General features: G+C 66.7%; 15 protein-coding genes. 3 read left to right on the forward strand and 12 right to left on the reverse strand.

The window, feature by feature from the left end; genetic code table 11:
• Window positions 1–38: 38 nt before the first annotated feature.
• From ACLV74_RS05865 to ACLV74_RS05915, 11 genes are all read right to left on the reverse strand, one after another.
• Window positions 39–905, reverse strand: a complete 867-nt coding sequence (locus ACLV74_RS05865; RefSeq protein WP_411878443.1) for a pseudouridine synthase — start codon at window positions 903–905, stop codon at window positions 39–41.
• A 44-nt stretch (window positions 906–949) separates the two neighbouring features.
• Complete coding sequence (kdpE, locus tag ACLV74_RS05870; protein WP_411878444.1) at window positions 950–1,657, reverse strand: two-component system response regulator KdpE; 708 nt, start codon at window positions 1,655–1,657, stop codon at window positions 950–952.
• Between the two features lie 18 nt (window positions 1,658–1,675).
• Window positions 1,676–4,384: a DUF4118 domain-containing protein gene (locus ACLV74_RS05875; protein WP_411878445.1), complete on the reverse strand. Its 2,709-nt coding sequence runs from the start codon at window positions 4,382–4,384 to the stop codon at window positions 1,676–1,678.
• A gap of 30 nt (window positions 4,385–4,414) precedes the next feature.
• Entirely contained in the window at window positions 4,415–4,588 is a 174-nt protein-coding gene (locus ACLV74_RS05880; protein WP_411878446.1) for a hypothetical protein, read from the reverse strand.
• A complete protein-coding gene (locus ACLV74_RS05885) occupies window positions 4,578–4,910 on the reverse strand; it encodes a hypothetical protein (RefSeq protein ID WP_411878447.1) in 333 nt (110 codons plus the stop codon). The genes ACLV74_RS05880 and ACLV74_RS05885 overlap by 11 nt, the downstream gene beginning before the upstream one ends.
• Window positions 4,911–4,919: 9 nt before the next feature.
• Window positions 4,920–5,492, reverse strand: coding sequence for a potassium-transporting ATPase subunit KdpC (gene kdpC / locus ACLV74_RS05890; protein ID WP_411878448.1), 573 nt, complete (start codon window positions 5,490–5,492; stop codon window positions 4,920–4,922).
• A gap of 15 nt (window positions 5,493–5,507) precedes the next feature.
• On the reverse strand, window positions 5,508–7,598 hold the full coding sequence (gene kdpB / locus ACLV74_RS05895; protein WP_411878449.1) for a potassium-transporting ATPase subunit KdpB: 2,091 nt from the start codon (window positions 7,596–7,598) through the stop codon (window positions 5,508–5,510).
• Between the two features lie 25 nt (window positions 7,599–7,623).
• Window positions 7,624–9,423, reverse strand: coding sequence for a potassium-transporting ATPase subunit KdpA (kdpA, locus tag ACLV74_RS05900; protein WP_411878450.1), 1,800 nt, complete (start codon window positions 9,421–9,423; stop codon window positions 7,624–7,626).
• Complete coding sequence (locus ACLV74_RS05905; RefSeq protein WP_007865713.1) at window positions 9,423–9,521, reverse strand: potassium-transporting ATPase subunit F; 99 nt, start codon at window positions 9,519–9,521, stop codon at window positions 9,423–9,425. Before ACLV74_RS05905 ends, kdpA begins: the two co-directional genes overlap by 1 nt.
• A gap of 216 nt (window positions 9,522–9,737) precedes the next feature.
• Window positions 9,738–9,923: a hypothetical protein gene (locus ACLV74_RS05910; protein ID WP_411878451.1), complete on the reverse strand. Its 186-nt coding sequence runs from the start codon at window positions 9,921–9,923 to the stop codon at window positions 9,738–9,740.
• Between the two features lie 4 nt (window positions 9,924–9,927).
• Entirely contained in the window at window positions 9,928–10,713 is a 786-nt protein-coding gene (locus ACLV74_RS05915) for a sulfite exporter TauE/SafE family protein (protein ID WP_411878452.1), read from the reverse strand.
• A 97-nt stretch (window positions 10,714–10,810) separates the two neighbouring features.
• Here ACLV74_RS05915 and ACLV74_RS05920 point away from each other — a divergent pair, with 97 nt between their 5' ends.
• From ACLV74_RS05920 to ACLV74_RS05930, 3 genes are read left to right on the forward strand one after another with little or no spacing between them, the layout of a single operon-like run.
• Window positions 10,811–11,740 (forward strand): LysR substrate-binding domain-containing protein, encoded by a 930-nt coding sequence (locus tag ACLV74_RS05920; RefSeq protein ID WP_411878453.1) that lies wholly within the window; start codon window positions 10,811–10,813, stop codon window positions 11,738–11,740.
• A 10-nt stretch (window positions 11,741–11,750) separates the two neighbouring features.
• Window positions 11,751–12,386: a pyridoxamine 5'-phosphate oxidase family protein gene (locus tag ACLV74_RS05925; protein WP_411878454.1), complete on the forward strand. Its 636-nt coding sequence runs from the start codon at window positions 11,751–11,753 to the stop codon at window positions 12,384–12,386.
• Window positions 12,386–13,030, forward strand: coding sequence for an N-methyl-D-aspartate receptor NMDAR2C subunit (locus ACLV74_RS05930; protein ID WP_411878455.1), 645 nt, complete (start codon window positions 12,386–12,388; stop codon window positions 13,028–13,030). The genes ACLV74_RS05925 and ACLV74_RS05930 overlap by 1 nt, the downstream gene beginning before the upstream one ends.
• Before the next feature lie 171 nt (window positions 13,031–13,201).
• On the opposite strand, the gene ACLV74_RS05935 is transcribed toward ACLV74_RS05930, so the two are convergent.
• The gene (locus ACLV74_RS05935) at window positions 13,202–13,591 is read right to left on the reverse strand and encodes a hypothetical protein (protein ID WP_411878456.1); all 390 of its coding nucleotides are present in this window, start codon (window positions 13,589–13,591) and stop codon (window positions 13,202–13,204) included.
• Window positions 13,592–13,738: the final 147 nt, after the last annotated feature.

The raw sequence follows: 13,738 nt of genomic DNA on the forward strand, positions 1-13,738 counted from the left end.
ACTACCCGCCCCACACCGGCAGTGGGGTTAAAAGCGGCCTAGAAGTGCTCGTGCGGCGCGAGGTAACGCCACTGCCCCACCGGCAGGTGGCCCAGGTTGACCTGGCCTATGCGCACGCGCTTGAGCCCGGTCACAAACAGGCCCACCTGCTCGCACATGCGGCGGATCTGGCGTTTTTTGCCTTCCGTGAGCACAAACCGCAGTTGCTCGGGGTTTTGCCAGGACACCTTGGCCGGCCGCAGCGGCTGGCCGTCCAGGCTCAGGCCGTGGTTCAGCAGGGCCAGCTTTTCGGGCGGGAACACCGACTGCACATCGACCGTTTCGGGGCCCCTTTCAGTGTTGTAAGTGACACGCACCAAATACTCTTTTTCGATTTCCGAGTCCTCACCGATCAGCTGGCGCGCCACGCGCCCGTCCTGCGTCAGCACCAGGAGGCCTATGGAGTCGATGTCCAGCCGCCCCGCCGGCGCCAGGCCGCGCAATTGTTCGTGGCCCCAGCGCATGCGGCTGTTGCATTCGCGCCAGCGGTTTTGCGGCTGCACCAGCACCACGGCCGGCTCATGGCCGTCTTCGGCCTGGCCGCTGACGTAACCCACCGGCTTGTTGATCAGGATGGTGACCTGCTGGCGCTGCTGCTGCTCGGCCTGGCGGTCGATCTCGATGCGCGCGTCCGGGGCCACGGGCTGGCCCATCACGGCGGGTGCGCCGTTCACGCGCACCCAGCCGCGCGCGATCCAGTCGTCGGCCTCGCGGCGCGAGCACAGGCCCAATTCGGCCATGCGCTTGTTCAGCCGCACGGTGGGCGCGGGCGCGCCCGGTGCGGCGGCCGGCGCGGCGGGTTTGGGGATGCGGACGGCGGCGCCCGCGGGTTTGGGGCCGGGGGCGGGTTTGAGGGGGTCTTGCATGGGCTGGGTACTTGATTGCGGGCCGGGTTGCCTGGCGGTTCCGGCTATTGTCCCACCCAGAGCCGGTAACCGACCCCGGTTTCGGTCAGCAGGTGGGTGGGCTGGGCCGGGTCGGCTTCGAGCTTCTGGCGCAAATGGCCCATGTAGATGCGCAAATAGTGGTTTTGCTCCGCGTGCGAAGGGCCCCACACTTCGCGCAGCAGTTGCCGGTGCGTCAGCACCCGGCCGGCGTGGCTGAGCAGCACGTTGAGCAGGCGGTATTCAATGGGCGTCAGGTGCACTTCCACGCCGCCGCGCCGCACCAGGCGCGCCTGGCGGTCGACTTCCACCTCGCCGAAGCTGAACACCGGCTCCTCGGGCGCGCCGTCGGCGCCGGCCGCGCGCGGGCGGCGCAGGTTGGCGCGCACCCGGGCCAGCAGCTCGCCCACGCCGAAGGGCTTGGTCAGGTAGTCATCGGCGCCGGCGTCCAGCGCGGCGATCTTGTCGGCTTCGTCGGCACGCGCCGACAGCACCACGATCGGCACGGCCGACCAGCCGCGCACGTCGCGGATCACGTCCAGCCCGTCGCCGTCGGGCAGGCCCAGGTCCAGCACCAGCAGGTCGGGCTTGCGCGTGCCGGCCTCGGTCAGCCCGCGCTGGGCGGTGTCGGCCTCGAACACCTGCCAGCCCTCGGCCTCCAGCGCCGCGCGCACAAAGCGGCGTATCTGCGGCTCGTCTTCAATGACGACGGCGACGGGGGTGGGCTGGGACATGGTTGAAGAGGAAGGATCTCAGGCGGTTTCGGGCAGGCCCTGGGGCGGCGCGCGCCGCGGCAGGGTGATGGTGAATTCTGCACCACCGCCCGCCGCATTGCCTGCGGTGATTTGCCCGCGGTGCGCCTGCACCACCGCCTGGCAGATCGCCAGGCCCAGGCCCACGCCCGGCGTGGCCGATTCGGGCGCGCCGCGCGTGAATTTTTCAAACAGCTCGTGCTCGCGGCCCTTGAGCGCGGCCGGCAGGCCGGGGCCGTGGTCGCGCACGGTGAGCAACAGCGCCGTGTCCGTCACCTGGGCGCTGACCTCAATCGGCGGTTTGCCGTACTTGGCGGCGTTTTCCAGCAGGTTGACCAGCACGCGCTCCATCAGCACCGCGTCGAACTCGACCAGCGGCAGGTCGGCCGGCAGCGCCGTCACCACGGCCCGGCCGGCCAGCGCGTGCTGCGACTGGCGTATCGCCGAGCCGACGATTTCCTCGACCGACTGCCAGTCGCTGCGCAGGTTGACGGCGCCGCTTTGCAGCCGCGCCATGTCCAGCAGGTTGTTGACCAGCGCGCTCAGGTGGCGCGCCTCGCCGGCGATGGCGCGCGCCGCCTGCTGCTGCTCGTCGCTCAGCGGCGGCGCCGTGCGTTGCAGGGAATCGGCCAGGCCTATCAGCGCCGTCAGCGGCGTGCGCACGTCGTGCGAAATCGCCGCCAGCAGCATGTTGCGCAGTTTTTCCGATTCCATCTGCACCACCGCCTGCTGGGCCACTTCCACGTAGTGCACACGCTCCAGCGCGATCGCGACCTGGCGCGCCAGCGTCTCAAGCTGCTGTACCTGCTCGGGGATCAGCAGCCAGCGCGCCTGCGCGGGCTTGACCGCCAGCACGCCGCGCACCCGCATGGGCGCCTTGAGCGGCAGGTAATGCCAGGCCTGGGCCGACAGCGTGGCCGTGGCCAGCCCGGCCGGCTGCTCGTTGCGGAACACCCAGTCGGCCACGCTGGCGTCAAAACCGGCCGGCGGCTTTGCGGGCGGCAGCAACTGGTCATGCCCGTCGGTGGCCAGCACCAGCGCCTGGCCGCCGAAGTTGCGCTGCGCGGCGGCCTCGCCCAGTTCGATGACCTGCTCGCTCAGCAGCGCGGCCGACAAATCGCGCGTGAGCTCGAACAGCGACTGCGCGCGGCGCTCGCGGCTGGCCGCGATGCGCGCCTGGAAGCGCAGGCCCGCCGTGAGCTGGCCGGTCAGCAGGCCCACCACCAGCATCACGCCGAAAGTCATCAGGTATTGCACGTCGCTGACGACAAACGAGAGCCGCGGCGCGACAAAGAAGTAGTCAAAGGCCGCCACATTGAGGAATGCCGCCAGCGCCGCCGGCCCGCGCCCGAACTTCAGCGCCACCAGCACCGTGCCCAGCAGGAACAGCATGACGATGTTGGCCAGGTCGAAGTAAGCCAGCAGCGGCAGCGCCAGCACGGTGACGGCCGCGCTGCCGGCCGCCGCCCAGGCATAACCCGGCAGCTTGCCGCGCCAGGCCGCGGCCTCGTCGTCCTCGGCCGAACGCTGCACCGCGCGCGCCAGCCGCCGCGCGCTGTCGGCATGGCCCACCTCGACGATGTCCAGCGTGGGCGCCAGCGTCGCGAGGCGGCGCGTCATGGTAGTGCCGGCCCACAGCGCGCGCCAGCCCTGCAGCTGCGGGCGGCCCACCACCAGCGTCGCGCAATTGAGCTGCTGCGCCTGCGCCACCAGTTCGGCGGCGGCGTCATTGCCGGTCAACACCGCCGTGGCCGCGCCCAGTTCCTCGGCCAGCTGGATCACGGCCAGGATGCGGTCGCGCCGGGCGACCTCCAGCAGCTGAAGGCGCGGCGTTTCCACATAGGCCGCGTGCCAGCGCACATTGAGCTGGCCGGCCAGGCGCGCCGCCGTGCGCACCGTCTGCTCCGCGCCTTCGCGCGGGCCTATGCAGGCGAGGATGGCGCCTTCGGTGTTCCAGACCGGGGCGATGGATTTTTCGACGCGGTAGCTGCGCACGTCGTCTTCCACATGCTCGGCCGTGCGCCTGAGCGCAATCTCGCGCAGCGCGATCAGGTTGCCCTTGCGGAAAAAATTCTGCGCCGCGCGCTCGGCCTGCTGCGGCATGTAGACCTTGCCGGCTTTGAGGCGCGCCATCAGCTCGTCGGGCGTGACGTCCACCAGGATGATTTCGTCGGCGCCGTCCAGCACGGTATCGGGCACGGTTTCATGCACACGTATGCCGGTGATGGCGCCCACCGTGCCGTTGAGGCTTTCCAGATGCTGCACGTTGACGGCCGACCAGACGTCGATGCCGGCCTCCAGCAGCTCATGCACGTCCTGCCAGCGCTTGGCGTGGCGCGAACCGTCCACATTGCTGTGCGCGAGCTCGTCGACCAGCAGCACGGCCGGCTTGCGCGCCAGCGCCGCGTCCAGGTCGAACTCCTTGAGCGTGCGGCCGCGGTAGGCCACCTCGTGCAAAGGCAGCTGCTCCAGCCCGGCCAGCAGCTCCATGGTTTCGGCGCGGCCGTGGGTTTCCACCACGCCGACCAGCACGTCCCGCCCGGCCTTGCGCTCGCGCTGCGCGGCGCTCAGCATGGCGTAGGTCTTGCCCACGCCGGCGCTGGCGCCGAAGTAAATGCGCAGGCGGCCGCGGCGCGCCTTTTCTTCCTCGCCGCGCAGGCGGTCCAGGAGCTGGTCGGGGTCAGGGCGGGCGTCCGGGGAGATGGCCATGCGGCTGCGTTGTGGTGGTTTCAAAAAAGCTCAAAGGTCGCTGCGCAAAGGGTAACACCGGGGGCGCTCTTCCTGCGCCGCAGGCTCACCCTCCTTCTGCGCGGATACAGGCTTCTCGTCCCAGCCCGCGATCCACCATGCCACGGCAAGCGGAATACCAAAGGCAGCCAGCGCGCACAGGGCTCTCAAAAGATCAGAGTCCATGATCGAGTCCGTGCCTTTGCAGGTGGCGGTTCCACGAAATCAGCGGGCCGATCACGCCATGGGGCACACACATCATGATGCGGTGCATCACCTCGCCCGTCATGCTGTCGGGCAGGCGGATCTCCAGCCGCACCCGGTGCTCGTCAAGTTGGGGGATACAACGCAGGATGCCGGCACCCTCGCAGTTCACCAGCGCGCGCCGCACCCACACGGCGTCACGGCTATGCACGGTGAGGTCCATCACGACCCAGCGGCTGCGCGCAAGCGGCATCGCAGGAGCGGGAACCAAACCAAACGAATCACAGTAAGCGGCGTAGGCCATAACGGGTTCTCAGCGAAGAGCCTCCAAGGCAAGATTGAGTTGCAGCACGTTGACGCGGGCTTCGCCCAGCACGGCCAGCAAGGGTTGTTCGGTGTGCTGCCCGACCAGGGCCTGCACTTTCTCCACCGGCAGCTTGCGCGCCTTGGCCACGCGCGCCACCTGGTAGCGCGCCGCAGCCGGGCTGATGTGCGGATCCAGCCCGCTGGCCGAGGCCGTGACCAGGTCCACCGGCACGGGCGCGGTGTTGCCGGGGTCGGCGGCTTTAAGCGCTTCGATACGGCCCTTCACGGCGTCGACCAGCGCGGGATTGAGCGGCCCCTGGTTGGCGCCGCTGGAAGCCGCGGCGTTGTAGGGCATGGGACCGGTGGCCGATGGGCGGCCCCAGAAATGGCCGGGGTCGCTGAAGTTCTGGCCTATCAGCGCGGATCCGACGGGCTTGCCGTCGCGCAGAATCAGGCTGCCGCCGGCCTGCGCCGGGAACAGCGCCTGCGCGGCGCCTGTCACCACCAGCGGGTAGGCCACGCCGGTGACCAGGGTCAGCACGGTGAACATCACGAGTGCGGGGCGAAGAATGGTTTTCATGAGTTTTCCTTGGGATCAGTTCGCGAGGTTCATGGCGACTAACAGCATGTCAATCGCCTTGATGCCGATAAAGGGCACGATCAGCCCGCCCAGGCCGTAAATCAGCAGGTTGCGGCGCAGCAGCGTGGCGGCACCGACAGCGCGGTACTTCACGCCCTTGAGCGCCAGCGGGATCAAAAACATGATGATCAGCGCGTTGAAAATCACCGCCGACAAAATCGCCGACGAAGGGCTGCCCAGGCGCATCACGTTGAGCGCGGCCAGCTGCGGGTAGGTGGTCACGAAGATCGCCGGGATGATGGCGAAGTACTTGGCCACGTCGTTGGCGATCGAAAACGTGGTGAGCGAGCCGCGCGTCATCAGCAAGGCCTTGCCGGTCTCCACGATCTCCAGCAGCTTGGTGGGGTTGGAATCGAGGTCCACCATGTTGCCGGCCTCCTTGGCGGCCTGGGTGCCGCTGTTCATGGCCACCGCCACGTCGGCCTGGGCCAGGGCCGGCGCATCGTTGGTGCCGTCGCCCGTCATCGCCACCAGCCGGCCTTCGGCCTGGTACTGGCGTATCAGCTTGAGCTTGTCTTCGGGCGTGGCCTCGGCCAGGAAGTCGTCGACACCGGCTTCGGCGGCAATCGCGGCGGCCGTCAGCTTGTTGTCGCCGGTGATCATCACCGTCTTGATGCCCATGCGGCGCAACTCGCCGAAGCGCTCCTTGATGCCGGCCTTGACGATGTCCTTCAGCTCGACGACGCCCAGCACGATGTTGCCGTCGGCCACCGCCAGCGGCGTGCTGCCGCGGCGCGACACCTCGTCGGAGGCGCGAATCACCTCGGCCGGCACGCTGCCGCCCAGCGCTTCCACATGCCTGCGGATCGCGTCGACCGCGCCCTTGCGCAGCTGGCGCATGCTGCCGTCGGGGCGCTGCACGTCGATGCCGCTCATGCGGGTCTGGGCGGTGAAAGGCACCTCATGGCTGTCGCCCACCAGGGCCTCGGCGGCGCCCAGGCGCTGGGCCAGGGCCACGATGCTGCGGCCTTCGGGGGTTTCATCGGCCATGGAGGCCTGCATGGCGGCGACGGCCAATTTGGCGCCGGTCACGCCGGGGGCCGGCAGGAAGCTGGAGGCCTGGCGGTTGCCGTGGGTGATGGTGCCGGTCTTGTCCAGCAGCAGCACGTCCACGTCACCGGCGGCTTCCACCGCGCGGCCCGAGGTGGCGATGACGTTGGCCTGCATCATGCGGCTCATGCCGGCCACGCCCACGGCCGACAGCAGGCCGCCAATCGTGGTCGGGATCAGGCAGACCAGCAGGGCCACCAGCGCGGTGATGCTGACCACCGTGCCCGCGCCCGCGGCGCCCACGCTGAACATCGAAAAAGGCAACAGCGTGACCGTCACCACCAGGAAGACGATGGTCAGCGCCACCAGCAGAATCGTCAGCGCGATTTCATTGGGCGTCTTCTGGCGTTTGGCGCCCTCGACCATGCTGATCATGCGGTCCAGGAAGGACTCGCCGGGATTCACCACGATGCGCACCACCAGCCAGTCGGACAGCACCCGCGTGCCGCCCGTCACGGCCGAGAAGTCGCCGCCCGATTCACGCACCACCGGGGCCGATTCGCCGGTGATGGCGCTCTCGTCGACCGAGGCCACGCCTTCGATGACTTCGCCGTCCAGCGGAATCATGTCGCCGGCCTCGACAAACACCACCGCGCCCTTGCGCAGGTTCTCGGCTTGTTCAGGCAGCCAGGCCGTGCCGTGGAAGGTTTTGCCGTTGGGCTCCTTGAACTTCTTGGCCCAGGTGCTTTTCTTCAGGCTGCGCAGCGAGGCGGCTTGCGCCTTGCTGCGGCCTTCGGCCAATGCCTCGGCAAAGTTGGCGAACAGCACGGTAAACCACAGCCAGACAGCGACTGCCAGGATGAAACCTGCCGGCGCCTCGCCCTGCCCCTGCAAGGCCTGCAGGCCCAGCAAGGTGGTCAATATGCTGCCGATGTAGACGACAAACATCACGGGGTTGCGCCACTGCACGCGCGGGCTCAGCTTGGTGAACGAGGCCGCGATGGCGGGTTTGAGCAACGCGGGGTCAAGCAACACAAAAGGTTTTTGGGTAGTCATATCAATTTCTCTTTGAGCCTTGCGTTTATTGGCCGGGCCAGAGCATCAGGTGCTCGACCACAGGGCCCAGCGCCAGGGCGGGCACGTAATTGAGCAGGCCCACCAGCAGCACGGTGCCTATCAGCAGCGTCACGAACAGCGGGCCGTGCGTGGGCATGGTGCCGGCCGTGACGGGCAGGCGCTTCTTGGTGGCCAGCGCGCCGGCAATCGCCAGCACCGGCACAATCACACCGAAGCGGCCCAGCCACATCACCGCGCCCAGCAGCGTGTTGTAAAACGGCGTGTTGGCCGACAGGCCCGCGAAGGCGCTGCCGTTGTTGTTGCCGGCCGAGGTCAGCGCATAAAGGATTTCAGAAAAGCCATGCGCACCAGGGTTGGCAATGCCGGCCTTGCCGGCGCCTGCCAGCACCGCGACCGCCGTTCCGGCCAGCACCAGGATGGGCGTGACCAGGATGGCAATCGAGGTCAGCTTCATCTCATGCGCCTCTATCTTCTTGCCCAGGTATTCCGGCGTGCGGCCTATCATCAGGCCGGCGATGAACACCGCCAGGATGGCGAAGATCAGCATGCCGTAAAGGCCGGTGCCGACGCCGCCGAACACCACCTCGCCGAGCTGCATCATCACCATGGGCACCATGCCGCCCAGCGGCGTGAAGGAGTCGTGCATGGCGATGACCGCGCCGCAGGAGGCCGCCGTCGTGATGACCGCGAACAGGCTGGAGGCATTGATGCCGAAGCGGGTTTCCTTGCCTTCCATATTGCCGCCGGCCTGCAGCGTGCTCGCTGACTGGTCCACGCCCAGGGGCGACAGCAGCGGGTTGCCGGCTTGTTCGGCCGGCGTGATGGCCACCACGGCGACCACAAACAGCACCGTCATCGCGGCCAGCACGGCCCAGCCCTGGCGCTGGTCGCCCACCGCGCGGCCGAAGGCAAAGCACAGCGCCGCGGGGATCAGGAAGATGGAGAGCATCTGGAAGAAGTTGCTCAGCGCCGTCGGGTTCTCATAAGGATGGGCCGAGTTGGCGTTGAAGAAGCCGCCGCCGTTGGTACCCAGCATCTTGATGGCCTCCTGCGACGCGACCGGGCCCATGGCCAGGGTCTGCGTGGTGGTTTTGGCGTCTTCCATCACGGCATTGCCCTTGTCGTCTTTCAGGGCCTGGCCGTCAGGGCCATTCTTCGCGACCTGGTAAGAGGTGGTTTCCAGCGTCGCGACGTCCTTGTAGGCATCGAAGTTCTGGATCACGCCCTGCCCCACGAGGAAGATCGCGAACACCAGCGACAGCGGCAGCAGCAGCCAGGCCGTGATGCGCGTGACGTCCACCCAGAAGTTGCCGATGGCGCCCGTCGCACGCGCGGCAAAACCGCGGAACAGCGCGAACACCACGGCGATGCCGGTGGCGGCGGAGAAGAAATTCTGCACAGCCAGCACCAGCATCTGCGTGAGGTAGCTCATGGTCGATTCACCGGCATAGCCCTGCCAGTTGGTATTCGAGACAAAGCTGATCGCGGTGTTGAAAGCCGAATCAGGCGAAATCGCCGCCATGCCGGCCGGGTTCAGCGGCAGCCACACCTGCAGGCGCTGCAAGGCATAGACCGCGACCACACCCAGCGCATTGAAGGCCAGCAAGGCCAGCGCGTACTGCGACCATTTCATGCCGGCATCGGCCGACGTGCCGGCCAGGCGGTACAGCGGCGCTTCCACCTTGTGCATCCACCCGGGAAGGCTGCCGGAATAAATGCGCGCCAGCCAGATGCCCAGCGGCCAGGCCGTGACCAGCAACGCAGCGAGGAAAAGGGCCAGCAGGCCCCATGAAGCGTTGCTCATCAGAACTCCTCGGCGCAGATCAGCGCATACACGAGGTAAGTGAGCAGCAGGACGGCGCAGATGCCGCCAAAGCCGTAAAGCACGTCAAGGCTGATCATGAACGGCCTCCTTCGGGCTTTTCAAGCTTTTTAAAGCCCCACACCAGCAAGACCATCACGCCCCACAGGGAGGCGGCACCGAGAATAAACGCGAGATCCATAACTTTCTCCAACGAACAACGATGGAGGAAGTTTCGGATCCGGCGCGTAAAAACGGGGATGAAAGACCGGCGGCCGGTATAAAGAAAGCGTAAAAATGCGGCGTTTTGGGCCTGTTCAGGGCGGCGCGTGAGGCCGCATCACGGCGCGCAGGTGAAGGGCGCGCAGGGCGTCAATGTCGTCCAGCAGGGAAGCGGCCTCGGACTGCAGGGGATCGCTGGCCTTTTCGAGTAGCAAGGTCAGGCGCGCGGCCTTGGTATGGAGAGTCTCCAGGGCCTGCGACACCTCGGCCTGGGTTTCCATCGCCCTAGTGCATGGCCCCGCGAGCGACCATGTAAACGCCTATGAGCAGCAGACCCACAAAAAACAGCCTCTTGAATCCCTTCTCGCCCACACGCCCGCGCAGCACCTGGCCGGCGGCCATACCCAGCAACGCGGCGGGCAGCGGCAGCAACAGACTCCACCCGCCGGGCAATTGGCCCATGGCAAAAGAGCCCTCCATCACCAGGCGCAGAAACAGCGCAACGGTGGACACCGTGAACGACAAACCCAGCGCCTGCACCAGCTCGTTTTTCCTGAGCGCCAAGGCCTGCAGGTAAGGCACGGCCGGGAACACAAACACACCGGTGGCCGAGGTGATGGCACCGGTGAGCAATCCGGTGATGAAGGAAGACCCCCTTTCGCCACGGCGCGGAACCGCCAGCGGTACCGCGAACAAGCCCAGCAGCGCATAGACCATCAGCGCCGTACCCAGCCCCATCGATGCAAGCCCCGCATCAAGCGTGACCAGGCTGACCGGCGCCCACAGCGTTCCGGCAACAACACCCAGCTGCAAGGGCCACAGGCGCCGCAGCAGGCTGGCCAGCGCGGCCCCGTCCCACATCTGCCAGGCATTCGTCAGCAACGAAGGCAGGATCAGCAGGACGGCTGCCTGCGCGGGCGGCATCACACCGGCCAGCAAACCCATGGACAGCGTCGGCAAGCCCAGCCCGACCACGCCCTTGACGAGACCGGCCAGCAGAAATACAGAGACGACCACGCCCATCAAAAGGGTGTCGGGGTCCGTGCCCATAAAGTTGTTGATCGAATTCATGCAAGCGATTCTGCGCAGCGCCGCGTTCACGCTCAAGCGGTAATATGCGCTGGTAGCCTTCGCTATCTCCGAAGGCTGGAACAGGTCTTACACCACCATGCCCGCCCCCCTCCGCTTTGACCTCGTCGACCTGCGCCTCTTCCTGCACGTCATCGACACCGGCAGCATCACGGCCGGAGCCAAGCTCTCGCACCTGGCGCTGGCCTCGGCCAGTGCGCGCATACGCGGCATGGAAGATGCCCTGGGTGTGCCGCTGCTGGAGCGCCTGCGCGGCGGCGTCAAACCCACCAAGGCGGGCCTGGCCGTGGCCCACCATGCGCGCCTGGTGCTGCAGCAGATCGAACGCATGCACGGCGAGATAGCCGACTACGCCGGCGGGCTGGCCGGCAAGGTGCGGCTGCTGTCCAACACCGCCGCGATCACCGATTACCTGCCGCAGGCGCTCGCGAATTTCCTCAATGCACACCCGGCCATCGACGTCGAACTCGAAGAGCGCCCCAGCCACCTGATCGTCTCGCAGCTGCTGGCCCAGGTGGCCGACCTCGGCATCGTGGCCGACTCGGCCGACATCTCCAGCCTGGAGTCCAGGCCCTTCCGGCGCGACCAGCTGGTGCTTGTCGTTCCACGATCCGCCGGTTTCGGCCGGCAGCGCCAGATCAGCTTCGCCCTGGCTCTGGCCCACGATTTTGTCGGCCTGGACGAAGACAGCGCGCTGCACCAGCACCTGGCCCTGCAGGCCGAACGCCTGGGGCTGCGCATGCGCACGCGCATACGGTTGCGCAGCTTTGAAGCCGTCTGTCGCATGGTGGAGGCTGGTGTCGGTGTGGCCGTGGTGCCGGCCGTCGCGGCTGAAAGCCATGCGAACGCGGGCAAGCTGCGCATGCTCACCTTGACCGACGCCTGGGCCGACCGGCAGCTCTTGATTTGTGCGCGCCGCTTTGAGCAGCTGTCGGTGCCCGCCCTCAAACTGGTGGAAGCGCTGTGCGCACCCGCCCCCTCACCCACCGGCAAAAAGCCAAAGCGATAAAGTCATGCCCATGGACACCACCCACGCACAAGCCGATCCCCATGCCGTCACCAGCCTGCCGCAACTCGAGGCGCTGTTCGGCGCCGTCGCTGCGCCTTCCTTCCAAAAAGAGGTGGACTACCTGCACCCGGCCTACCAGGCGCTGATCAAGGCCTCGCCCTTTGCCGTGCTGGCAACGTCCGGCACCGGCGGACTGGACGCCTCACCGCGCGGAGACCCGCCGGGTTTTGTGGCCATCCAGGACGACAAAACCCTGCTGCTGCCCGAGCGCCGCGGCAACAACCGCATCGACAGCCTGCGCAACCTGCTGGCCGACCCGCGCGTGGCGCTGCTCTTTTTGATTCCCGGCGCCGGCGAGACCCTGCGCGTGAACGGCAGCGCCCACATCACGGTCGCGCCCGACCTGCTGCAGCGCTTTGCCGTGGAAGGCAAACTGCCGCACTGCGTCATCGTGATCCATGTCGAATCGGTGTTCTTCCAGTGCGCCCGCGCCATCCAGCGCTCGCAGCTGTGGCAGCTGGCGGCGCAAGGCCGGCCCGACGTGCCCACGCCCGGCGCCATGCTGCAGGCGCTGACGGCGGCGGCCGTAGACGGCGACAAATACGACCGCGAACTGCCCGCGCGGCAGAAATCGACGCTGTACTGATGCCAGGCCCCAGCCCCGACACCACCGCCCTGCTGGCGCGTTCCCGGCAGCGCTGCGCAGCGGCCCTGACAGTCCGCCCCATCGCAAGCTGCGTGTTTGACGAACTGGTGGCGCGCTACTCGGAGCCTCACCGCAAGTACCACACGGTGCAGCACCTCGCGGAATGCCTCGCGCATTTCGAAGCCGTCCGCCACCTGGCCGAACGGCCCGGCGAGGTCGAAGTCGCACTCTGGTTCCACGACGGCATTTACGACACGCAGCGCCACGACAACGAAAGACAGAGCGCCGACTGGGCACGCAGCGTGCTGGAAGGACACGGCGCCCCGCCGGCCACCGTGCAACGGGTGGATGAACTGGTGATGGCCACCTGCCACAGCGCGCTGCCGGTGTCGCCCGATGCCAGATTGCTGGTGGACGTGGACCTGTCCATCCTGGGCGCCTTGCCGCCGCGCTTTGCCGAGTACGAAGAACAGATACGCCAGGAATACGCCTTCGTGCCCGAAGACCTGTTTCGCCGCAAGCGCGGGGAAATTCTTCGCGCCTTCCTGGACCGGTCCGTCATTTACAGCACGCCGCACTTCCAGGCCGCGCTCGAAGCGCGCGCCCGCGACAACCTGCGGCTGGCTGTTTCCGCGCTGTACTGAGGCCGCGCCTCGCCCTAATCCACCTTCGCCCCGGAAGCCTTCACCACCTGCGCCCACTTCTTGTGCTCGGCGTTGATAACCCAAAGGATTCGGGGTGCCGGGCGCAGATGGCGAGCTTGATTCGTTGCGAGCCTTTGAAACCCCCTTCGATGGAGGTCTCGGGCGGCTCCTTCATGACAAGATGAACTGACGAGACGCCCTTAATTCATGATGCTTAAGAGAGCCGTCAGGGCTTGCTACTTGCACCGAGACTTTCGCTGAGACTTCATACGAGCCAGGAATCAATTCATTTGAACCGCTCTCGCATTCAAGAGCCTCAGCCGCAATTACAAGCTCGGTGCCTGCCTCAATGAAGCGCTCCATCCCCGGGAGGCTGAAGATGCTTTTGGTATAGCCGGCAGAGACTTCCTTGTTCGCCTGGTTCTCCAGAATGCAAGCCGTTACGTGAATAGGGCCAGAAATCACCGTTGGGTTGTCAAATGCGACTCGATAGAGGAACGGCAATGATCGTGCCGTAGATGTGTACGAAGTGCCTTCCAAAAGAAAAATAGTCAGTTGCATGATGCGGGTTTGGCTTTGGTGACGTCTGACGTGAAGATAACGAAGTCAGCCGAAAGACCGTCCTTGTCGATTGACTTGTTAGACAGTGTCACTCCGGACATGGCGATTCCGAGACGTGTTGGAGGAGTGCTGCGTCGGGAATCCATT

It is taken from the genome of Polaromonas sp. YR568 (assembly GCF_943369415.1).
Lineage (GTDB): Bacteria > Pseudomonadota > Gammaproteobacteria > Burkholderiales > Burkholderiaceae_C > Polaromonas.

Coding starts and splice junctions, on each gene's coding strand:
- ACLV74_RS05885 (WP_411878447.1), bottom strand. CDS start 4,910: ATGGCCTACGCCGCTTACTGTGATTCGTTTGGTTTGGTTCCCGCTCCT.
- kdpC (WP_411878448.1), bottom strand. CDS start 5,492: ATGAAAACCATTCTTCGCCCCGCACTCGTGATGTTCACCGTGCTGACC.
- ACLV74_RS05920 (WP_411878453.1), top strand. CDS start 10,811: ATGCCCGCCCCCCTCCGCTTTGACCTCGTCGACCTGCGCCTCTTCCTG.
- ACLV74_RS05910 (WP_411878451.1), bottom strand. CDS start 9,923: ATGGAAACCCAGGCCGAGGTGTCGCAGGCCCTGGAGACTCTCCATACC.
- ACLV74_RS05915 (WP_411878452.1), bottom strand. CDS start 10,713: ATGAATTCGATCAACAACTTTATGGGCACGGACCCCGACACCCTTTTG.
- ACLV74_RS05880 (WP_411878446.1), bottom strand. CDS start 4,588: ATGGACTCTGATCTTTTGAGAGCCCTGTGCGCGCTGGCTGCCTTTGGT.
- ACLV74_RS05865 (WP_411878443.1), bottom strand. CDS start 905: ATGCAAGACCCCCTCAAACCCGCCCCCGGCCCCAAACCCGCGGGCGCC.
- ACLV74_RS05925 (WP_411878454.1), top strand. CDS start 11,751: ATGGACACCACCCACGCACAAGCCGATCCCCATGCCGTCACCAGCCTG.
- kdpA (WP_411878450.1), bottom strand. CDS start 9,423: ATGAGCAACGCTTCATGGGGCCTGCTGGCCCTTTTCCTCGCTGCGTTG.
- ACLV74_RS05905 (WP_007865713.1), bottom strand. CDS start 9,521: ATGATCAGCCTTGACGTGCTTTACGGCTTTGGCGGCATCTGCGCCGTC.
- ACLV74_RS05930 (WP_411878455.1), top strand. CDS start 12,386: ATGCCAGGCCCCAGCCCCGACACCACCGCCCTGCTGGCGCGTTCCCGG.
- kdpE (WP_411878444.1), bottom strand. CDS start 1,657: ATGTCCCAGCCCACCCCCGTCGCCGTCGTCATTGAAGACGAGCCGCAG.
- ACLV74_RS05935 (WP_411878456.1), bottom strand. CDS start 13,591: ATGCAACTGACTATTTTTCTTTTGGAAGGCACTTCGTACACATCTACG.
- ACLV74_RS05875 (WP_411878445.1), bottom strand. CDS start 4,384: ATGGCCATCTCCCCGGACGCCCGCCCTGACCCCGACCAGCTCCTGGAC.
- kdpB (WP_411878449.1), bottom strand. CDS start 7,598: ATGACTACCCAAAAACCTTTTGTGTTGCTTGACCCCGCGTTGCTCAAA.